This window comes from Pelosinus sp. IPA-1, assembly GCF_030269905.1.
GTDB lineage: Bacteria > Bacillota > Negativicutes > DSM-13327 > DSM-13327 > Pelosinus.
Genome location: NZ_BSVC01000001.1, coordinates 118,366 through 141,587, shown reverse-complemented (window position 1 = coordinate 141,587; position 23,222 = coordinate 118,366). Strand labels below are relative to the sequence as shown.

The window sequence follows — 23,222 nt, the reverse complement described above, 5'->3', positions numbered from 1 at the left end:
CTATTTATAGTTGCAAAGGTCTACGAATGACGTCAATCAATGTGCCATCACGATATTCGACAACAGCAGCAACTTCATCACTTACCAGAATAGGGTCAGGCTTGCCAGCAAATTCATAGGCAAGGTCTCTTAACTCTTCAATATCCATTACTGGAATATTCGCCTCTCTTAAATTATCTCGCAAGTCTTTACGCCGAGGATTTACAGCCACTCCCCGCTCAGTAACAATAATATCCACTGTCTCTCCCGGTGTACAAACGGTATGCACCTGATCAATAACCATCGGCAAACGGCCACGTAAGAGTGGTGCTACCACAATTGATAAAGCAGCACCTGCCGCCGTATCCTGATGCCCGCCTACAGCCCCCATAATTACACCATTTGAATCAGTGATTACGTTGACATTAAAATCTACATCTACTTCTGTGGCACTCAAAATAACCACATCAAGCTGATTAACAATCGGTCCTCGATTATGTGGATTAGCATAAAAAGAGGCTGACATTTCCTGATGGTTCGCATTTTTCTTCATCGATTGTATGGATGGAATATCAAAATCCTGTACATCATAAATAGCCTTAATTAATCCTTCATCCAACATTTCAATAAAAGGCGCTGTTACGCCGCCTAAGCCAAAACTCGCCGTAATACCTTGTTGTTTCATCTTTGCTTTCAGAAATTGAGCTGCTGCCAAAGATGCTCCACCACTCCCCAACTGAATGGAGTAGTCTTGTTTAAAATATCCGGAATATTCGATAGCTGTTGTAGCATATTGAGCAATTAATAATTCCCTTGGGTCTTTACTAATCCTAAGTGCACCTGATGCAATGCCTTTGGGATCGCCAATCGCTTCCACTTCCACAATATAATCAACCTGAGTTTGAGGAATACTAACAGGAAAGAGAGGATACGGTACTAAATGATCGGTAATGGCAACAACTTTATCCGCATAAGCCGCATCTACCATAGCATAGCCAAGAGAACCACATGCTGATTTTCCTTCTACACCATTGATATTGCCATAGGTATCGCAAGCTGGTGCTCCAATAAAAGCCACATCAATTCGAAGTTCACCGGATTCAATGGCTCTAGCCCTTCCACCATGGGAACGAATAATAGTTGTCTTTGCCATTTTCCCACTAGTCAGAAGCTTGCCCATTTTTCCCCTAGCACCACTAGTTTCAACTGCAGTAATAACCCCTTGCTCAATATAGGGAATAATCTCCTCATTAATATTATTCAATGAACTAGGAGCTAACGTTAAACCTTTTATACCTTTCTTGGCAATAGCAGCAACCACCATATTGAGAACATAGTCTCCATTACGAAAATGATGGTGAAAGGAAATCGTCATACCATCTTTTAAGCCGGTTGCATCAATCGCCTGTTCAATTGACTTGAGAACTTTCTCCGAACGAGGTCTATTCAAAATAATGTTAGGACCCGTCAATCGTCCTGTCGGTACATACTCAAAAGGACCACCATAGGGTTTTATATTTTTTATTCCCGCTATGTTTTCTGGTATTTCTCTACCGATTGCATTGATCACAATTTCACCCTCCCGTTGTTCTTGCCAGCAGCATTCGCATAAGCAAGAGTTCTTTCTGCCCTCTTTACAACTGGAACATCTATCATCTTACCGTTTAATGACACTACACCTGATTTGCGAGCCAAAGACTCCTTATATGCTGCAATCACTCTTTCCGCATGATCGATTTCCTTCGTAGTAGGCATAAAGATTTGGTGGGTAATATTAATTTGACGTGGATTGACCACAGATTTTCCGTCAAATCCCATTTCCTTAATACGAGTAGTTTCGGCAATAAAATCTTCCTCATTATTCACATCACCAAATACCGTATCAATGGCATGAATTCCAGCTTCTCGCGCCGCCAAAATCAACTGTCCTCTAGCCGAATGAAACTCTTTACCATCTTTTGTCCGAGAAGTTTGTAAATCTGCTAAGAAGTCTTCTCCACCGATTGCAATTGCCACCATACGTGGGCTTGCAGTAGCAATTTCAAAAGCATTACGTATACCTTTAGCCGTCTCAATGGCTGCCATCATTTTTATACTACCAGGCACAAATCCATGTTTTATCTCTGCAGCAGTAATGATAGCATCTATTTCTTGTATATCTGCAGCTGTCTCAGACTTAGGTAGGCGAATTAAGTCAGGTTTTACTGCTAAAATAACTTCTAAATCCTTATAGCCAAAAGGAGTACTAATATGGTTAATTCGTACTGCTACTTCACAAGGATATTTAATGGCTTTCATCGCGTTATATACCAAATGACGAGCAGCATCCTTTTCACTGATTGCTACCGAATCTTCTAAATCAAAGATAATAGTATCCGCGCCATAAATACCAGCATTTATTAACATGCCTGGATTATTGCCAGGTACAAACATCATTGTTCTGCGTAGTTTCATCCTTTTGCCTCCTCTTTGAGTAGTGCCCTATCAATTGCTGTCATCATACGAGCTCGAACAGTACAATCCAATGCCCCCCGATCATTTGCTGACACCTCGGCATCTACAATTCCTTGTCCATTTAAAACTTCCTGAATGACATTCTTTATTTGACGACCATATTTTTGCAATACCGGGCTTGTCAAATCAATCTTAATTCCACTGTCTGCTTCAGCAGGATTAAGAATAATTAAGATATCATTTGACTCAACTGTGCCAGCTTGACTAGATTGTATTATTTTCAGCATAAGACACCTCCAACTTTATTTTTAAAATAGACTTATTAATTAACTCTTTTTCATTATCTTCTGAATCTTTTAATTTCAAGAAAATTGTACTATAATGTATCCAATAAATCTAATATTGATATTTTATTATAATCCATAAGTTTTTTTTATTTACAAATTGATAAAGCGAGGTAATAACGGTGGACAATAAAGATTGGCTAATGCTAAGAACTATTTCAGAAGAAAAAAATATCACTAAAGCCGCTGAACGTCTATACATCTCACAGCCTGCCCTTAGCTACCGGCTCAAAAATCTTGAAAAGGAATTCGGAGCTAAAATCGTATTGCGCAACACTACAGGAGTTGCATTTACTCATCAAGGCGAATATCTATTGGACTATGCACTGAAAATGCTATCGCAATTGACAATAACCAAAGAACGAATTCAGAATATGAAAAATAAAATACAAGGAACATTACGTATCGGAACTTCTGCTATCTTTGCCCACTATGAACTTCCCTCGATATTAAAAGGATTCCTTGAATGCTATCCAGATGTGGATATATCCCTAAAAACTGGTTTAAGTTCTCAAATTAATAAAATGTTGCAAAAAGATGAATTTACTGTAGCAATATTACGTGGAGACCATTTCTGGCCAGAAGAAAAACACATGCTACAGGAAGAGCATATTTGCCTTACCTCACGGAGTGAGATAAATTTTGACGATTTACCTCAACTTCCCCGAATTAATTACGGGACAGACTCCTCTTTACACGAAATGCTAGAAAATTGGTGGCATGAAATCTTTCCCTGTCCTCCCAATATAACGATGGAGGTTGATAGTATGGATACTTGTCGGCAAATGGTTCTCCATGGCCTTGGGTGGGCAATCTTACCCTTTATTGGATTAAAAGAACATGACTCCCTCTACACCCAAAAGTTGCACTGGCGCGATGGTACGCCGGTTTTACGACGAACATGGATGTTATATCGGAATTCATCACTAGAACTATCAGCAGTACATGCTTTTATAGACTATATAAAAAAATATTATGACATGAAAAATTCGGCTCAATTATATCAAGGCAAATCACCTATTTGAGCCACAAAAGTTGAGTTAAAAATAAACCGCTCTAAGATCCTTACTTTCTAAAAGCAGGAATCTTAGAGCGGTTTGCACTTTATTATTTTTGCAATTTATTAGGAAACATTTCACTGCCAACAATAACCCCTAACTGCAATGTAAGACGATCATAAGGATCATCCAAACTTCTGCCGGTTATTTCTTCAATCTTTTTTAAGCGATAGTCAAGGGTATTACGGTGTACAAACAAACGCTTGGCAGTTTTTACAGCATTACAGTTTTCTTCAAAATACACGAATAAGGTAGAAACCATATCCATTTGCTGCTTATTATCATAAGTCTGGAGAGGTTCCATTACTTCTTGATAGTACCTTGCCAGCTTTTCAGGCTCAATCTCAAATAATAGCTTATATACTCCCAACTGTTCATACGCATATATGGATTTGGAGGCTGTCTTTAACTCAGCAAAACGTAGCACTTTAAGGGCCTGAAGATAACTTTGCCTAGCCGCCTCTAAACTTTCAAACCTGCCACCTAAACCTGCAGTAACTACGAGACCAGGCATTTTAGTCGCAATCTTCTCCAAAACTTCGGTTAAGATATCTATGTTTTGTTGGACTCCCGCGCTCTCATTTTCGTAAGGCATTAATAATACAACATTATCTGCCCACAACATTTGTAGAATTTTCCTACCGCGTATCGTTAAAACCTCTTGGATTATTTGTTCAAAACGTAGTTTAAGAGTTATCAGGGCTTTTTCATCCTTTGCCTTTCGTCCCTGTAAAAATTCCGTTAAGCGGGTAGGACTTACAATAGCTACCTGATGAGCCTTTGCCAAATCATAGCCATAGTAAGCCGCTCGTTGAATTAAGACTTCAGGGTTTTCCAAAGGACAAAGCAGCAATTGCTCCAAGAAATCTTTTACGGAGCGTTGTTCTGTCTGCTTCATAACAATATGGCCACATATTTCTTTAGTTACCTCAATGAGTTTGACCTCCCAGGGAAGTTCAAAAATAGGGAAACCTGCCTGGTCTGCTAAGCTAATAACTTCCGTGGGAACTTTTTTAATATAAGGACCGACATTTACAATCAGCCCAGCTAATTTCTTTTTTATAATTCCCTGAACAATTTCTTTCAGTTTATTTTCATCACCGTTTAAACCGATACCCGTTATAATCAATAGTTCTCCACCTTGCACCCATGGGATTACGTCCGGTAAATCAATAAAATGCACCCACCGCACCAATCGATCTAGACCAGACTTTCCAGCCACAATAGTAAGCTTGCTCAGAGAAGGCAATTTGACAATTTCGCGACAACTGATCATAACAGGTATCCTCCTTGCAGTATAAAATAAGTGTTAAAATTTAAACACGATCAATTTTTCTTCTGTCATCTCTTTAACAGCATACTGTGGACCCTCTTTGCCAATGCCACTTTCCTTAATACCGCCATAAGGCATGTTATCAGTTCTGAAAGTTGCACCATCATTGATAATCACGCCGCCAGTTTCAATTTTCATAGCACATAACCTAGCAATCTCCAAAGAATTAGTAAATACACCGGCTTGTAGCCCATAGATTGAGTCATTAACCAAGGCGATGGCTTCTTCAATCGTATCATAAGGTATTATAGAAAAAACAGGAGCAAAGGCTTCCATGGATACGATTTTCATATCATGCTGTACATCTGTGAGAATCGTGGGTTCAAACCAAGCTCCACGACGTTTACCACCTGCCAAGATTTTGGCCCCTTGGGCAACAGCTTCTTTTACCCACTCTTCTGCTCTTGCAGCTTCAGACTCACTAATCATAGGTCCAATGTCAGTTTTAGGATCAAGAGGATTACCCATTACGAAGTTTTGTGTATAGGCCACTGCTTGACTACAAAATTCATTGTAAATAGTACGGTGTACATACACCCGCTGGCAAGATATGCAAACCTGCCCAGCATTCGCAAACGCATGTTTGACGCACAATTCTGCCGTTACCTTACTATCTGCATCATGATGTACAATATTTGCTGAGTTTGATCCTAATTCAAGAGCCACCCGTCGAAACCCTGCATTTTCCAGTAACTGTTTACCAACAACTGGACTGCCTGTAAAACTGTAAAATCCAATCCGTTCCTCTTCTGTCAGAAATTTTCCCAATTTAGAACCTGATCCTGTCAGTAAATTTAAGTAACCTCCAGGCAATCCTGCCTCTGCAAAAATCTCACATAGAAATACTGCGGATAAGGGAGTGACGGTCGCTGGCTTGTACACCACAGAATTTCCCGCAGCAAGAGCAGGACCAATTTTATGACATGCTAAGTTAAGAGGAAAATTAAATGGAGTAATAGCGCAAACAATCCCCACAGGCATTCGCATGGTAAAAGCCAAACGGTTGCCACAACCTGGTGCTCCTTCAAGAGGAACCATTTCGCCAGTCATCCGCTTTGCTTCTTCAGCAGAAAGAATTAGTGTCTGCTTTGCCCGTGCTACTTCAGCCATTGCTTCCTTTATTGGCTTTCCCACCTCTTCAGACAGGAACTCTGCCATTTTCCTTTGATTATCCATCAGTATTTGACTGGCCTTCATCAATATTTCGTAACGTTGATAAGGCTCCATTTTTACTGTTTTAAATGCAGTTTCGGCAGCATCTACCGCCTCTTTTACCTCTTTTTTGCCCGCTACAGAAATAAAGGCATGATTACTGCCTGTTGCCTTATTTGTTACACCAATTTTTTCTTCTGTTACAATCCACTTTCCATTAATAAATAAACCATATTCTTTCACATTACTACCTCCTTATCTTCTTTAGAATACTGCACCTGAAGGTGTCGTAGCCATAAGAAAAGACTTGGCTTGTTCCAAGTCCTCGGACGCAGGCAGAAGCCTTAGCCGTTCTTACTTGGAATCAAGAAAGTGTTATACTTTCTGATTCCGTTAAAAAGAGACTGGAATCATGCATATATAATATACATTGCTTTCCAGTCTTCTTTGACTATATCCCTTACAGGAATTGTTATGTTTTTTTTAGGATAACAGACTTCCTAGAGACAGTCAATGGAATATGGTTGTGAGTATTTCATAAATCGATTCGTTTTTTTTGTGAAATAAGCACATACTTTTCTTATTATACTCAAATAAGCAGGTTCCATTTTATCACAAAGATAATTCAATCTGGCTGTAAAACTAAGGATTGATCACCTTTAAATTATTTAAACAAACCTATTTCAATCATCCATTCTCGGCAAAGTTCCGGCCATGCTGCTACTGCACCTTTGGCATTGCGAATAGCAAAACCATGACCACCATTCATAAAAATATGAAGTTCTGCTGGGATTCCAATTTTCTTAAGCCCCATGTAAAAGCGGACTGCATTTTCACTAGGTACTTTAGGATCATCATCAGCTGTAACAATAAAGGTTCTTGGTGTATCTTTGGTTATTTGCAAATCGGTTGGATATTCGTCGTATAACTCTTGTTTGGCTAATGGACTTAATGGAGTTTTCTCCAGTCCATTTTGAGGAATTCTTGCATTGGTAGAAACGGGAGGGTAAGCAAGTACCATAAAATCTGGTCTAGCACTTTCCTCGTCGATAAGGTCAACAGGAACATAAACTTTTTTATCGTAGTTTGTGCCAAGCATAGACGCAAGATGCCCGCCTGAAGACAACCCCACAACTCCAACTTTCTGTGAATTTAGCCCCCACTGAGCAGCATTACTACGTATGATCCTTAGTGCCCTTTGGCTATCTTGTAATGGAACATGCCTTGCATCAGCATGCCCCTCTCCTGGTAGACGTGATTTCAAAACAAAGGCAGCAATCCCCATATTATTAAGCCACTTGGCAATATCAGTCCCTTCTTTGTCAAAAACATTTTGAGTGTAACCGCCACCTGGAACAATTAATGCAGCAATACCATTCTTTTGCTCAGGCATAAATACAGTAATAGATGGTTTACCTATTTTTGTAATACCACGACTTTGTATCTTTGGGTCTTCGCTTTCATCTTTCACAATTTCAGAAAGATTCAATCCTTCTGAACCAGGTGCTACGCCAGGCCAAAGAAAAATTTCTTCATTAGTTGCTGGTGAACTTGCTGCAAAAGATGGAATAACAGCCTGAATCAATATACAGACGAAAAAAGCAAATACGCTTACTATTGTAAAAAAATCAGAAGTTCTATTCTTTTTCATTTTATTAACTCCTCTTTTTTATTGTATATAAAAATGGCATTTGCAAACCCATTTACTAGGTTTACAAATGCTATCTTTATTAAAAAGGTAACCCTCTCCTACTTATCCCGCCACTTGATTGGTATTATGTATTTTTGTACGTACTACATTATTGTTTCCCCAACATTCTTTATATTCCCAACCGGTTAATTCTTTAAAAGCAGTTTTTGCTTCTATTGTAGCGTCCTCCATAGAACCGCCAGCTCTTAACCGATGAACTTCATCCACCAGTATTTTATGTCTTTCTTTATTCAATTTCAGTCTTGTAGAAGCAATCCAGGTGATTCCTAATAATAAAAATGGAGTAGCAATCGTTAAAACAGTGATTCCAAGTACTGCACTCTCTGGTTGTACAGTAACTCCTGCTTTGAAGCCATACGCCTGTAACACAAAACCAAGCAGCGCAGCTTCTACTGCAGTTGCTATTTTCGAGAGTAGGGAATTAACTCCTGAAAATAGTCCTTCTCTTCTTTGTCCCGTTACGGCTTCATCAACGTCTGCGATAAACGCCAGCTGAAATACAGGAACATAATCAATTCCCGTTCTTCCTATGGTATTGATGATTGCAAAAATAGTTACCATCATCACCAATCCAGTAGAAATTCCTGTAGTCAATACATAATATCCAAATAATGAAGCAAAAACAAATATAGTAGATATCTTGTAAGTGACAGGTCCGCCATACTTATAACAGGTCCCGATATAGAACATTAATGCAACTGGGGCAACAAAAGCCATAACACTTGTTATATTTGCAGTGGCAACCGTGTCTAACATTAAAACAAATATAACAAAATAAGTAAACACGCCAGTAGTCAGATTTTTGAATATACCACCTACACCCATCAATACACAATGTAGTCTAAAAGTCTTAATCCTCATACTTGATGCTACATCTGAACAAATTTGAGGCAAAATCGACCAAACACTGCCGATATTACTATTATATTCTACTTCTTTAGGATCACGTTCAAAGGTAAAGGCCCACACTAACAGTAAGGTAAAGGCTGTCAAGAGCCCATAAACAAGACCAGTTATCCAGAACGCCTCTGGAGAATTTTTCCCATACATCAGAAAAAATTGACCAGGTATAAAGGATGCAACAAAATTGGCGATTGTACCAGTAAATTGTTTCGCTCCCGTTAGCTTAGCTTTATCACCGGCATCCTGGGTCATCTCTGCCGGCAAAGTGGAACAAGGGACAATAACCATGGTAAATATTATTTCATATAGCAAATTCATAATAAGATAATACGTGAAGGATTGACCTGTAATCCATAATAAAGGATATACGATCGCTACGGTAGGTACGCCCATGAGAATAAAAAATCTTCTTCGACCAAACTTTCGCCCCAATCTTGTATTGCGAAAGTTATCAGTTATAAAGCCCATGATAGGATTGCCTACAGCATCTAATAGCCTTGCCACAGTAAAAATAAGACCAGCTTGTACCGCACTCAAATTACACATTGTTGTATAAAAATACATGAGCCACAAGGATATTAGTAATTGAGCTCCGCCCCCTAAAAAATTTACAGAAGCATAACCAATAATAGTCTTTAGAGTTACTTTTCTAACCATCATAAACCTCCAACTCTTTAAATTTCTTACTTATTTTAAATTCAATACAAGTAGATTCATTTAAAAACGATTTTTTTCGGCAGAAGCTAATATAAACGGGCCTAAGCCTTTTGGCTCATTACTGATGATTGGCTCACTTATATAATAGGTAAAAGTGCCATCCCGTTGGTCTTCCCCCCCCAATCCTGCCACATAACAAACCTTATTTAAATTGATTAGTCCTTCTTTTGTTTCTAAGATAAACTCATCTACTAATCCTTGATAGGCTTGTTTGGCAGTTTCTTGCAAGCTTGCTGGTAAATATCCTTTTCTTACGCCTTTTAATAAAGCGTATACAATCATAGATGATCCTGAGGATTCTAAATAGTTGCCTTTTCGATCTCCCGCATCCAAGACTTGATACCATACATGGCTAATCTTGTCTTGTACCTTCAGTAAGGCTTGCATACAATCATTAAATATAGTCAATAGTTTTTCCCTATTTTTATTTTCTTCAGGGAAAACTTCTAATGTATCAACTAAAGCCATCACATACCAGCCCATTGCTCTTACCCAAAAATGGGCTGATAATCCTGTTTTTTTATCTGCCCAAGGTTGTTCTTTGGCCTCGTCCCAAGCGTGGTATAAAAGACCCGTTTTTTCGTCCTTCAAGTTTTTCTCAGATATTATAAACTGGGCAGCCACATCATCAAATTCTGTTATATTTCCAAACTCTTTTATATACGCAGCATAGAATGTTGCACCCATATACAAACCATCTAACCAGATTTGATGAGGATAGATATTTTTATGCCAAAAAACACCTTCCTTGGTACGTGGATGAGTATCAATTTGTTTTCTGATGAGCTGTAATGCTTTTTTATATTTTTCATTTCCAGTTTCTTTATACAAAGTTATTACTATTTTTCCGTTATTTAAATGATCGATATTATATTCTTCTAATCGATATCCATTGATTGATCCATCTTCTTGTATAAAGTGATCCATTGTTTTTACAATAAAATCAAAATACTTTTTATCCCCTGTTTGTTGCCACACTTTTACAAAACCATCTAAAGTTAGGCCATATTCATATCCCCAGTGATCTGTTAAATTTGTTTTTCTTGCTATGATAGAGTCTGCCATCCATTGTGCATAGTTTCTCATTATATCCACCTCTAATTTTCACTTCTGCCTTTAACGAAATAACCCATTAATATCCAACTTCATCAGCTATGATTAGGATTTTAATTCTGCCTTCAAACTTGATCCCATTGTGAATAATCGTAGTAAAATTGCAGATTCTTTTTTTACAATCACAGTCCACACAAGTTCCAGTCTCTACACAGGGTGTTTCATGTTTTATTCTTTTAGCATTCATCGGTGCAATTTCTCTTATTCTCTTAAATGCATCATCCAAACTATCTACTATTTTATTAACTCCTGCTACGATAACGACGTTCTTAGGTCCAAAAATCATTGGCGCAATTCGATTACCAGTACAATCCGTATTCACTAACTCTCCACTTTTCGTAATCGCATTAGTTCCTGTTAGTAGGAAATCAGCAGTAAGAGATTTTCTATGTATCTCTACAATGTCTGGATCGAAGGGAAGATCTTGATACCTATCAAAAAACTTATACTTGCCGCTTCTTAAAATATCAATCAATCCCATTTCACTTAAGGTTGTCGATCCACCAATGGCAACACTAGCTCCTTCTTCTATCATTTCAATGAGTTTATCTTTAGCTTCCTCCAGGGTTTCCACATAGGAAGCCTTAAAGTGTTTTTTATTTAGTACTTCTACGATATCCTTTGCTTGACAAAGGTTCTTCCACTTTTTTATTTTATCCATTAACAACTCACCTCCCTAAATAATGTTTGAACTTGACTCTATTATAGAACGAATAGAATTACCTAAGAATTTGATATATTAAGATAATTATTTACTATTTTAATAAGTTTTTTATTAATCTCATTATTTTACAAATGTGAAAATGATAGGAAAAAAACAAAAAAAATACACGATAATTGCCATGTTACTTGGTAATTATCGTGTACTTTTATAAATAATTCCTTCTACAGCCACCTACGCTAACTTATATTTCTCTACCTTTACACCACCATCGTTTACACCTACCGTTTCCCTATTATATCCAATTCCTACTTATATCTACTATTATTTCAGATGGATATCCCTTCATAGGATTACTTTTTACCTGCTATGTATGCATCATATTTTTGTTTTGATTTCTCAAAAGTGGCAGCCCACTCATTGAGAAACTCTTCTACTGTTTTCTTGCCAATCATTACAGCTTGAATACCTGGGTCACCTGTTTGATCCAAAATGGAACGATATTCAGGCAAATACATAGGAGGTTGATAGAATCTAAGGTTAGGATCGGAAAGTACCTTGAATGCAAGTTGCATATGAGGCAATTCTTTCGCCCATGGCTCTTTTAGTGAATCTAAGTGTGTAGGGATTTGACCTATACTTTGATTCCAATAACTTTGACTTTCTTGTGAGCATAAGAAGCTTATAAACTTCCACGCTTCTTCTGGGTGTTTAGACGTGTTATAAATACCATATCCAATTGTATTTCCGCCTTCCTGTATCATCTTACCATCTGCTGTCTTAGGCAAAATCAACGGAGCATATTGCTCTGGTTTCATCGATTTTTTTTGTTCTGAGTAAGAGCCAATATTATGTTGTACCATAGCAACAGCACCCGTATCGAACGCAGTAACCATTTCTTTATAACCATTCGTTACATCACTTTTCGGTGTAAAGGTTTTATAAAGAGCCAAATACTTTTTTACAAATTCAATATGTTTAGGATCATTAATTCGGCACTTACCATTTTCATCAAAAAAATCGGTATAACCAGAGTAAGCAAACATCATTCTTGGTAATTGTATTGCTGCACCATCACCACCGCGGATGGTAAAACCATAACGATTTTTTTCTTTATCTGTCATTTTTTCAGCAGCATCAAAAAACTCATCCCAATTTTCAGGAGCCTTTACCCCTGCTTCTTTAAACCAATCGGGTCTATACCATAAAATTTCCATATTCATCGTATTTGGAATTTGATAGAGTTTTTTGTCCAATACCATATCACGGTTTGATTGTATGATCGACGGAGAGATTTTTTCCTTCTCACTCCATTTATCAAACATTGGATCCAGATCCAATAATACCTTTCGTGCAGCAAAATCCGCTATCCAACTTGTTTGAATCCCGGATACATCAGGAAGGTCATTGGCTGCAATGGCAGTATCAATTTTTTGTTTTGCTGATTTTTTGGGAAGACCAACATACTCAACGTGAATGTTAGGGTTCTGGGCTTCAAATTTTTTGATCAATACCTCATAATATGGAGTACGATCAGGACCTGCATTTTCATCCCAAAATACAACATTGACCTTTTCTCCCGTGTTTGGTTGAGTGGCAGCAGCTTTTTGTCCACATCCAGACAAGAATACAATAGAGCTTAATATACAGGCCGTCAATAGAATCCTGGTACCTTTTGTGAGCATGGTTAACATCACTCCTTCTTGCTTTTAGTATTTTTAGTCGTTTACATTCTAGACAAGAAAATTAACCGATCCTTAAGAGAGCCCGTTTTTTTAGTGACTTAGCTTTTATAATAATTGCATGGATAACTATTCATCTCATTCTTTATCATATTGTAATTAAAGAATAAAATCAATTTTCTAATACTTTGATATATTAAGATAATTATTAAATATTTTAGTATGTTATCGCCGCTATGCAAAAGAGTGCAAACCCAATGTGGCTTGCACTCTTTCAAAATTTATTTTATGTCATCATAATGTTTTCCATTAATACTGACATTTTTAAATACTAATTTTTCAACATTTTTCAAAACAAAGGGAGTTTTTACATTGTTTAATGTACAGTTCATGAATTGTACATTTGTAATGGGAGTGCGATCATATGCACTCATCAAAATTCCTGTTTTTCCGCCAAAGCTCTCTAAATTTTCAACGTAGATATTGCGAACAATGGGCGTATGTTCTCCAGCATCTCCTTCTTCATAATCCATATCTACAATAAGAATTTCTTCTCCAATACTTTTTACTACTGTATTTCTAAAGTAAATATTTTCAATAATACCGCCACGTACAGAATTGGTTTTAAACCGTAAAGCACGATCTAAATTGGGACTATCCATCACATTATTATCAGCAAAAACATTACGGACACTTCCTGATATTTCACTTCCGATTGTTATTCCACCATGCCCATCCTTCATGTAATTATTCTGAATCACAATGTTTTCACATGGAATGTTGATCCGCCTGCCATCACCATTTCTACCTGATTTAATAGCGATACAATCATCTCCATTATCAAAATAGCAATTCTTAATCAACATATTTTTGCAAGAGTCGGGATCAAATCCGTCCGTATTAGGACCATGCCCAATAATTTTCACCTTATCAATCGTAATATTTTCACAAAGAACGGGAGAAATCTGCCACATGGGAGAGTCCTTTACTGTTACACCCTCGATTAAAATATTTTTGCTGTTATAAAATTGTATAAAGCTTGGACGCAAATAATGTCCCGTACCAAATTTTCTTTCCTCTACCGGTACATTCTTTTCTGCCATTGCAAAAAGCAGATCGCGATCCTCAGCTTGATGAGGCTGCCCTACTTGCCATCCATACTTCGTTAGCCCTTTCCATGGCCACCAATGTTCATTATCACCATTTCCATCTAAAATACCCTCTCCAGTAATCGCAAGATTCATTGCCCCGTAGGAGTAGATTAATGGAGAATAGTTGTACAGCTCTACTCCCTCAAAACGATTTAATACCATCGGTAAATACTTCTCTAAGTCCTGGCTAAATTTTATCGTCGCCTCTTTCGAAATATATAAATTTGTGTTGCTTTTAAAATGGATTGGGCCTGTAAGATAGATTCCTGGAGGAACTATCACCCGCCCTCCACCAGCTGCATTCACCACATTCATTACGTTCTTAAAAGCATCCGTACAATCCGTTATCCCATCCCCAACCGCACCATAATCTGTTATCACAAAATCCCGATTTGGAAAAGTGGGAGGCGTAATTTGACTTAGAATATCCTCTAGTTTCCCCCACCCTTGTTCTACTTCTGCCCCGTCATCCATAATGTGTTCAGACTTCATACTATTTACCTCCATCACAAAGTAACCCTTAGTTTTATTTCCATAAGCACTATATTAAAAATGGCTAAATACTTTATACCTTAAACTGATGCATTGTGATTTGCAATTCTTCCGCCAATTTTGCTAGGTCCCGGCTAGAGGATGCAATTTCAGCTGCAGCTGCTGATTGTTCTTGTGTGGCTGCTGATACATTCTGTACTTCCATGAATGTATTTGTAGTAATATCACTTGCGTTCTTCATTACTAAATTTACTTGCCTGCTTCCTTCTATTACATTCTTCATAGCACTGGAAATGGTATGTACCTGGCCAGAAACAGAATTCACCAAATCAGCAATATCTGAAAACGCAGTCGTTGCTCCGTTGACAGCTACCCTTCCGCTTACGACTTCTCGCGTTCCTGCCATCATTGCAGTAACAGCACTATCTGTTTCGCTACGAATCTCATGAATCAAAGTAGAAATCTGCTCCGCTGCCTCTTGAGACTGTTCTGCTAATTTCCTTACTTCCTCCGCGACAACAGCAAAACCTCGCCCCGTCTCTCCAGCTCTTGCCGCTTCGATAGCGGCGTTTAATGCTAAAAGATTCGTTTGTCCAGCAATCGTGGAAATGGTACCAACAATTTGTCCAATTTCATTGGAACGCTCTCCTAACTTAGTCACAACCTCTGCAGATGTATTGACCGTTCTTTCAATATTTCTCATTTGTTCTAATGCAACACTGACCGAGTGAGTACCATTTTTAGATGCTACAGCTGTCTTCTCAGTCAAGACAACAGTTTGTTCTGTATTATCTGCCACAATTTGAATTTGACGAGACATCTCTTCTATAACTCCAGTCGTTTCCTTCAAAGCACTTGCCTGTATCTCGGTTCCAGAGGTAATATCAGTCACAGAAGCAGCTACTTGATTTGAGGCATCCGCAGATTGTTCGGCACTAGCAGTTAACAGCTCTGATGCTGCAACCAACTTCTCCGCAGAATCTCCAATCTTTTGTACTAACATCCTCATATTGTGATTTAACATATGAAAGGCTTGCCCCATGACGCCAAATTCATCTTTACTTTCCAGCAAATTTTTAGGTACATCAATCGAAAAATTTCCTTTTGCCATTTCACACAAGTGACTAGTACCTATTTTCATCGGATGGGTTATGTTTCGACCAATCAAAAAACTAACTACCCCCATGATACTTAACACCCCGATAAAACTACCACCAATTAAATTTCTCGCACGAATAAACGCTTCACCATTTTGCCTGTTGAGTTCATCAGCCGCTTTCGTATTATCCTCTGCTATTTTCTTTAACAAGTCTATAAAGATATTGGAATAAGGCAACACATTTGTAACATATTCTTTATATGCTTCTGCACTCTTGTTTTCCATAGCTAAATTCATGATTCTTTTTCGCCCATCACGATATTTTTCCATGGCAATTTTCATTTCCTTCAGTTGTTCTATCTCTTTTTCATTCAAGTTACTTTTTTCATACTCTATAATATTTTTATTAAACATCTCATCCCGAAGATCTATGGCTTTTACCACCGCCTCTTTCCGGGCCCCATCTACAGTAACCATCGCTTCAAACACAAATGCTTGTATAAAACGAAAATGACCAATATTTTCATTAATTAACTTTACAGCAATTAATCGATCTTGGTACATAGCGTTCATATCCCGATTTGCTTTTAGTAAATGGGAATAGCCAGTGTAGCCTACTATACCTACTCCTACAATAGAAATAACCAACAATATAAAGAGTTTATACACAATACTAACGTTGTTCAATTTCAACACTTCTACACCCTACCTTATAATCTCTTTACTAATCCAAATACAAATCTATTATAGTTTGCAATGACTTTCTAGAGAATCTAACATCTTAAGACAAGTATTTACTTTCTTAAGATTCTTAATCTTTCAAAAGATTTTGGATAGCCTGGTCATACTCATGTGTCCCATACTGAGTTTTTGCCAAATATAAATACCTAGCAAAACCCGGCTCGTGATAGGGTACGATCTGCTCGTACTGCCACTGTGCAGTACCTTCAATATAGGGTATGAGATAATCAATCGCTTTTTTTATATTTCGACCATTAGGGCTACTATCGTCCCAGATATTAACCCCAACTTGATTTCCTACTCTCGCCAACGTAATAAATGCTTTCAAATTAAAGGTTGTATAGCTCATGGATTTTGTTCTAGCTAGTTCTTTTGGCATACTACCGTCAGGCTGTATTTGCTGATCGACTCTCTTCACTGTAGCTTCTTTAACAATTTGGGCAGCAAGATCTTTATGATCAATAAATAAAGCATAAGCGCTCAATTGCGCATCATACCACACTCCATGATTATTAAGCGCTTGCCTTTCATGAATCCCAGGTTTACTAGTCTGCAACCAATCTAAATAGCTAGCAAACCACTGCCTCATAGCCTCGTCGTCATCCTTAGAATATAATGGTGATTTTTCTAGCATTCGTAAATCATCTGTCATTTGAATCAAACAGACAGTATCTATAATCCCCGATCCTCTACCTACAACTTTTCCAGGAATGGCCTGAGCAAAATTTAGATTTGGATTCATACGAGTATCAGGGCTTATAAAAAACACCTCAATAAGTTCAATTGCCTTAGCAGCATATTCTGCCTTACCTGTAAGATAATAAGCAAGACTAAGTTTATGAATATTACTGGCGGTTCTACTAAGCCGATTATGATCATACCGTAACGGGTCATTCCCTTCTGGATTAATTAGGCCATCCCGACTAGTATAGGGCGATCCATTAGGTTGATCAGTATCTTTCCACCAATACTTACCAAGGCTTACATAATCATGAGGATCGCCTGAAGGTGGAAGTATGGTTTTGTGAGTTACACTAGCAGGCTCTTCTTTTAATGCCTTGTTCGCTGCTGATATAATGGATTGAAGATTTTCCGCAAGTTCAGGAAAAACCTGCTCCTCTGACAGGCTTTTTATTTCTACAGGCTCATAATATAAAAAACTTTCTGCCTTAATTACAGGTTCTTGCATCAACATCAATGCCCCAAGGATTATTGCTGCTGTTTTTAATGACCACTTCATCTTACCTTATCCACCTCCGTAATTTGTTAAATGAACGCATCCTTAAATATAACCATATTGAGTGGCTAAAGCGTTATCTATGCTTTAGCCACTCAATTTTTCTTGATATCAAAATAAATGCAATTTATATGGATGCTATTTTTGCACTTTCACATAAGCATTACCTCCCTATTTTAAGCAATAAACAATTTCCTGTGAATTTAAAATATTAAGATGATAATTTAACATTTTAGGCAATACAATCCTACCTTCGACTGAGGTTTATTAAAACAATGGATTTACAAGATGCGCCTGCTAGCTTAACTCACTCTTATGTCATTTATATCAAAAACGAATGTTATTCAATATATTAAGAAATTGAAGAATAATCTTAATATATTGAATTCGCAAAAAGTTAATATTTGTTTAACATAAAAGTAGACATTTTTTCAAATAAAGTAAAAAAATGGGCTAATAGAAAGAAGATGGTTTTTAATACAATAACTTATTCGTGATCTTTGACCATCGGGACTGCTGGGATGAGGTGATACTAGGTTTCTCAGACAGTTCTAATGATGGTGATAGATATAATTGGGATAGAATAGAACTGTTGAGGGAACATGTGCAACTCAATATACTCTATTTGACTCCCCTTCTATATAAAAAAAATTAGGGGGAAAAAAAATGAAAAAAACAAAAAAAAGTTTAGCCCTGGCACTTGCTGTAATGCTTGGCTGTAGTATTACGGGTACAGCACTTGCGGCAACCGGATCGGAAAATCCGTTTTCAACAGTTCCGTCCACTCATTGGGCATATCCTGCCGTGACACAACTAGTTAAAGCAGGCCTTATTGATGGCTATAAAGATGGCGATTTCCGCGGCGATAATGCTATCACCCGTTATGAAATGGCTTCATTGGTTGCCAAAGCAATGAGTAATGTCGACAAAGCAGATGCTGCTAATAAAGCTTCAATTGACAAACTTACTGCAGAATATGCTAAAGAACTCGACAATTTGGGGGTTCGTGTAGGCAAGTTGGAAAAGAAAGTTGACGCTCTTGGTAGATTGAAAATTGGCGGTGAATTACGCTTTCGCTATGATTATGCTGGTAATGGCGTTCTTGGTTTTGATAACGCGAATTCTGACAAACAGAAAAATGGCCAAGTACGGTATCGCTTGAATATGACTGCTCCTTTGGATGATAACTGGAAAATGGTTTCCCGTTTTGAATCGTCAGCTCCGAAATTTGGCGGCAGCGGCAGTGACAATCCAAATAACCTAGTCCGTGCTTATCTAGAAGGCGATGTTTCCGGTATGCATGTACTCGCTGGTCGCGGCAATTTCAAAACTTTCAATGCCTATACCGGTTGGGATAAAGATAACTGGGAAGGCGCAGGCGTGACAATCGGCAATAAAGTAACCTTGGACATGTATGCTATGAAATATGGCGGTGCTAATACTACTGCTACTTTTAGTACTACAGAAACTGATATATTTAAACAGAAAAATACCTGGTTTAAATTGATGCAGGCAAAATACTCTTTTACTCCTGACTTCACTGTAGCTACTCAATGGTTAAAGAATCCTATCCAAGATAGGGGCATAACAGGTAGTAGCTATGACACAATAGGTCTTGGCTTTAAGTATGACTTGGGTAATTTTACATTAGGTGCTGAGTATGCTGAAAACAGAGCTGCTCGAGTTATGGGAATTAAAAACGGTGCGCTTAGCAACAAAGTAGCTGCTACAGACAAGAAACCAAAAGGTTATGAAATTAAACTAGATTACGGTAATGCGGATAAAAGCAAAGTTGGCACTTGGGGTTCTTGGATCGGCTACAGATATGCCGATGATGGCTTTGATCGCGGTGACATGACCACTGGCTTCCGTCATGATAATGCTAAAGCAGCTCGTATGAACAATATTAAAGGTATGGAAGTTGGATTAGATTACACCTTAATTAAAAATACTAAATTTGAAGCCTTCTACATTGCCGGTAAACCTGTAAATGGGAATGATATTGCCGGTATAAACAATAAACATATGGCATATGCTCAAATGGAATTATTCTTCTAATCTTAATAACTTAACAAAAGATGTAGTCAAACAGGCACCCTACGCAAATCGTAAGGTGCCTGTTTTGTCTTAAAAGAGTAACATCCTTCATATCATTAAAGATTGATACTCACTGTGCAAATGGATGGCAATATGATAGCACTCCTTAGCCATTGAACAAATTCCTCTAATCACCTTAGGCTCACCTAGTTAAGACCTATAATACAAGACTTACAGAATATCATGATGTACATCCACATCACGATAACATGTTAAAAGGCTTCTCACTGACAATCAAATCATATTCTGAAAAACGGAGTAATCTGAAAAAGAACGAAATTGCTATGCGATGGCTGTCGGCAGTTCGCATGCAGATATTATTAAAGACTCAACTTGCAGTATTGCACTGCTTGTTGAGTCTTTTGTCTTAACTTTTCAACGAGACTATCTTTTGTCCAACTTTTATTTATTAAAAACGAACAAGCTGAAAAGATTCAACTTGCTCGTTTACTTAACTAGAATTTGGAATGCCCTTTTTCTACTTCGATGTAGTTACTGTTATGCTTGGCCCAGTTCCTGTCCATCTGCCCATTGCATCGCCGGCTTCTATTTTGAATGTATATTTGGTATTTGGCGACAAGCCATTAACGGCAAATGTGGTGTTATTAACCGTATATACGGTATTCGCCGTGTTCATAGATTCACCACTCAGACTAATCGCATTACCATCTTTGTATACTCTATAGCCAATAACCGCTTTATCATCCGTTGCTGCAGGCCAACTAAGGGTTACACTGGTACTAGTTACATTAGCCGTGATGTTGCTCTTAGCTGCCCATTTCGGAGCACCAAGATCATATAACGGTTTAGTCGTACCTTCAGGCTGTACACTATAAACAGTTTCATTACCTGAAACGTCTACAGCTTTTACCTTAAAGGTATATTTTTCATTAGCAGTAAGTCCGCCAATATTATAGGATTTAACCTTGGAATCAAGAACTGCAACCTGTATGTCATTTACATACACGACATACTGTTTTATACCATACTGACTTGTAGCAGGATTCCAAGTCAAGTTTACCCATGTAGTGCCGATGTTCGCCAATTTCACACTATCGCTATCAGTCGACACGATGGGAGGTTCTGTACTTTTTATCCCCATTGTTGTAACAATCACGCTAGGACCTGTTGTGGTAACATTACCGGTTGCATCAATCGCTTCTACCTTAAGTTTATAAGTTTCACCTGGGGCAAACCCAGTAACTTTTTCACTCACTTCACTGCCTACTACTGTAGCTACAACAATATCATTAGCTAATATGTTATATTTAGCCACAGCTACATTATCAATCGCCCCAGACCAGCTTACTACTACACTTGTCTCACCTATTTCACCTGCGGTCATCGAACTTGCAGCAGGCCAAACTGGCGCGGACTCTGCATCCACTGATGCAGAATTTTGTGTAGTCTTTTTGTCAAAGGAAAGTCCAGTAGAATTGGTAATTTTCCAAGGTTCTTCCGTATTGTCAAAGACGACATTCTTAAAAGAACTATTCTTCATATAATCAAGTAGCGCAGATTTAACATGAAGGAATCTAACATTTTCAAAGTTAATATTTTCATGATAACCGTTTGCATTGCCCGCCACTTCAATAGAAGCTTTACCAGTGCCATCGACTGTACAATTCTGAACTTTTATATCTTTGAATCGTCCTGGCTCAACTGCAGGTTCAAATTCCATGACCGCATTTGGATCGGAATAAGCAGAAGTAAAGATAAACCCTTGCAATTGAATATTTTTTAATGCATTATCCCTAAACACAATATTTCTGGCACCGCCACCAGTAGGTCCATTTGTTTTACAGCGTAATCCTACGTCGACGCCGTTCATAATATTATCTTCTGCTAATATATTTTGAATCCAAGCAGCAGTGTGGCTCCCTGTTACAATAGCACCATGACCATGACGGAAATAGTTATTGAAAATCCACGCATTCTGCGTTGGTTGTTCTTTATTGCCAACTGCACCTTGACCTGCCGCAAAATTCATGCCGTCATCACCAGTGTCAAAGAAGTTGTTAAATACTATTAACCCAGAGCCATGTGAAAATTCAATCCCATCCCCATTGTTACAATCATAGGTTTTAAAAATTACACCATTGATTGTCACATTGTTGCAATTGGCATTCATCAACGTATGATTTGCAGGGTTTATTACTGTAATTCCACTAAAGTACACATTATTTACGCCTCTAAAATTGACTAAACTTGGTCGTCTAGGGTATACGGCTTTCATCGTCATCCCCATACCTACCGCTCTTTCCACAGTAGTCTTTGCCGTTATGCCAATATTGAGAACTTCCTTAAGGTCTGACTGTCCTGCAGCATTTAACGGGCTTGCATATATAGGCAATGATGGTTCGTCTTTATCAACGCCAATTTGTTTCCATCCATTCCCGTCAATTGTGCCTTCCCCTACAATTCGAATATTAGACATACTGCCAAAATCAAAAGTGTGGGCATTAATCAGAGAATAAAAGCGGGTATCTGTCGAGTAGATGTAAGGTAGATTACCATACACATACTCATCTGCATTTTCAGTTGCCAGCAAAGTTGCATCTTTACTAATTTCCAAGGTCATATTACTTTTTAACCAAATAGCACCTGTTTTAAATACACCCGGTGGAACGACTACTTTTCCACCAGTCGTACAAGCGTCAATCGCTGCTTGAATGGCTTTGGTATTACTAGTAGTACTATCACCAACTGCACCATAGTCCACAATATTAAATGCTTTAGGCACCTCAGTAGTAACTTGAGTTACCACCTTGCTGGGCGGTGATTCATTACCATCTTTATCAATTGCCCGCACGGTGAACCTATAAGTAGTATTCGGTTTTAAGTCTTTTGCCGTATAGTTATGCATGGTAATTTTCTGTGCATCCTGATTGCTACTGTCTGCATAGAATTTGTCCATATACGGTTTAGCCGGTGAAGTCTTATTGTCATACGCCGTACCGACCAGTTTCCCATCCATATAAATATTGTAGTTTACAACATTATCATATACCGCTGGTTTTTCCCACACTAAAGTAATGCTGTTTTCATCATATGCTAATGCAGGTACCTGAACATTTTGAGGAGCTTGCACAATAGCTGCGGCAAAGGCTTTTTCTATTGGCAGGGCTATACTACAAACCGCCGAAAAAGTAAAGACCACAGCTAGCATAAGAGATATATACTTTGCTTTTTTCATCCAATCATTTCTCCTTTTTTCCCAAAATTAACTACCATTATCAAATACCATAAGAGTAACTATTTACATTCTATATAAATATGAATTCTCTGGTAATTAAAC

16 protein-coding genes are annotated in these 23,222 nt (G+C 38.0%); 2 read left to right on the top strand and 14 right to left on the bottom strand.

The window, feature by feature from the left end:
• Positions 1 to 4: 4 nt before the first annotated feature.
• From citF to citD, 3 genes are read right to left on the bottom strand one after another with little or no spacing between them, the layout of a single operon-like run.
• A complete protein-coding gene (gene citF, locus QSJ81_RS00600; protein ID WP_285715473.1) occupies positions 5 to 1,549 on the bottom strand; it encodes a citrate lyase subunit alpha in 1,545 nt (514 codons plus the stop codon).
• Complete coding sequence (locus QSJ81_RS00595; RefSeq protein ID WP_285715472.1) at positions 1,546 to 2,433, bottom strand: aldolase/citrate lyase family protein; 888 nt, start codon at positions 2,431 to 2,433, stop codon at positions 1,546 to 1,548. The genes citF and QSJ81_RS00595 overlap by 4 nt, the downstream gene beginning before the upstream one ends.
• Positions 2,430 to 2,720 (bottom strand): citrate lyase acyl carrier protein, encoded by a 291-nt coding sequence (citD, locus tag QSJ81_RS00590; RefSeq protein ID WP_285715471.1) that lies wholly within the window; start codon positions 2,718 to 2,720, stop codon positions 2,430 to 2,432. Before citD ends, QSJ81_RS00595 begins: the two co-directional genes overlap by 4 nt.
• Positions 2,721 to 2,899: 179 nt before the next feature.
• Here citD and QSJ81_RS00585 point away from each other — a divergent pair, with 179 nt between their 5' ends.
• Entirely contained in the window at positions 2,900 to 3,802 is a 903-nt protein-coding gene (locus QSJ81_RS00585) for a LysR family transcriptional regulator (RefSeq protein ID WP_285715470.1), read from the top strand.
• A gap of 82 nt (positions 3,803 to 3,884) precedes the next feature.
• Here QSJ81_RS00585 and QSJ81_RS00580 read toward each other — a convergent pair whose 3' ends face one another.
• The 10 genes from QSJ81_RS00580 to QSJ81_RS00535 all read right to left on the bottom strand — a co-directional run bounded on the left by QSJ81_RS00580 (position 3,885) and on the right by QSJ81_RS00535 (position 17,830).
• Complete coding sequence (locus tag QSJ81_RS00580) at positions 3,885 to 5,111, bottom strand: PucR family transcriptional regulator (protein ID WP_285715469.1); 1,227 nt, start codon at positions 5,109 to 5,111, stop codon at positions 3,885 to 3,887.
• Between the two features lie 33 nt (positions 5,112 to 5,144).
• Positions 5,145 to 6,563, bottom strand: coding sequence for an aldehyde dehydrogenase family protein (locus QSJ81_RS00575; protein ID WP_285715468.1), 1,419 nt, complete (start codon positions 6,561 to 6,563; stop codon positions 5,145 to 5,147).
• A 421-nt stretch (positions 6,564 to 6,984) separates the two neighbouring features.
• On the bottom strand, positions 6,985 to 7,971 hold the full coding sequence (locus tag QSJ81_RS00570) for an alpha/beta hydrolase (RefSeq protein ID WP_285715467.1): 987 nt from the start codon (positions 7,969 to 7,971) through the stop codon (positions 6,985 to 6,987).
• 102 nt (positions 7,972 to 8,073) lie between these two features.
• Positions 8,074 to 9,594, bottom strand: coding sequence for an MFS transporter (locus QSJ81_RS00565; RefSeq protein WP_285715466.1), 1,521 nt, complete (start codon positions 9,592 to 9,594; stop codon positions 8,074 to 8,076).
• A gap of 57 nt (positions 9,595 to 9,651) precedes the next feature.
• On the bottom strand, positions 9,652 to 10,737 hold the full coding sequence (locus tag QSJ81_RS00560) for a glycoside hydrolase family 88/105 protein (protein WP_285715465.1): 1,086 nt from the start codon (positions 10,735 to 10,737) through the stop codon (positions 9,652 to 9,654).
• Positions 10,738 to 10,783: 46 nt separating this feature from the next.
• Entirely contained in the window at positions 10,784 to 11,425 is a 642-nt protein-coding gene (locus QSJ81_RS00555) for a lactate utilization protein (protein WP_285715464.1), read from the bottom strand.
• A gap of 353 nt (positions 11,426 to 11,778) precedes the next feature.
• On the bottom strand, positions 11,779 to 13,110 hold the full coding sequence (locus QSJ81_RS00550; protein WP_285715463.1) for an ABC transporter substrate-binding protein: 1,332 nt from the start codon (positions 13,108 to 13,110) through the stop codon (positions 11,779 to 11,781).
• Positions 13,111 to 13,388: 278 nt separating this feature from the next.
• Entirely contained in the window at positions 13,389 to 14,750 is a 1,362-nt protein-coding gene (locus tag QSJ81_RS00545) for a glycoside hydrolase family 28 protein (RefSeq protein WP_285715462.1), read from the bottom strand.
• A gap of 73 nt (positions 14,751 to 14,823) precedes the next feature.
• Positions 14,824 to 16,545 carry a methyl-accepting chemotaxis protein gene (locus QSJ81_RS00540; protein ID WP_285715461.1) on the bottom strand — a complete coding sequence of 574 codons (1,722 nt, stop codon included), beginning with the start codon at positions 16,543 to 16,545 and terminating at the stop codon, positions 14,824 to 14,826.
• A gap of 115 nt (positions 16,546 to 16,660) precedes the next feature.
• The gene (locus QSJ81_RS00535; RefSeq protein ID WP_285715460.1) at positions 16,661 to 17,830 is read right to left on the bottom strand and encodes an alginate lyase family protein; all 1,170 of its coding nucleotides are present in this window, start codon (positions 17,828 to 17,830) and stop codon (positions 16,661 to 16,663) included.
• Positions 17,831 to 18,493: 663 nt separating this feature from the next.
• Between QSJ81_RS00535 and QSJ81_RS00530 the strand changes: the two genes are divergently transcribed.
• Positions 18,494 to 19,885: a putative porin gene (locus tag QSJ81_RS00530; protein ID WP_285715459.1), complete on the top strand. Its 1,392-nt coding sequence runs from the start codon at positions 18,494 to 18,496 to the stop codon at positions 19,883 to 19,885.
• 517 nt (positions 19,886 to 20,402) lie between these two features.
• Here QSJ81_RS00530 and QSJ81_RS00525 read toward each other — a convergent pair.
• On the bottom strand, positions 20,403 to 23,120 hold the full coding sequence (locus tag QSJ81_RS00525; protein WP_285715458.1) for a fibronectin type III domain-containing protein: 2,718 nt from the start codon (positions 23,118 to 23,120) through the stop codon (positions 20,403 to 20,405).
• Between the last annotated feature and the right edge of the window lie 102 nt (positions 23,121 to 23,222).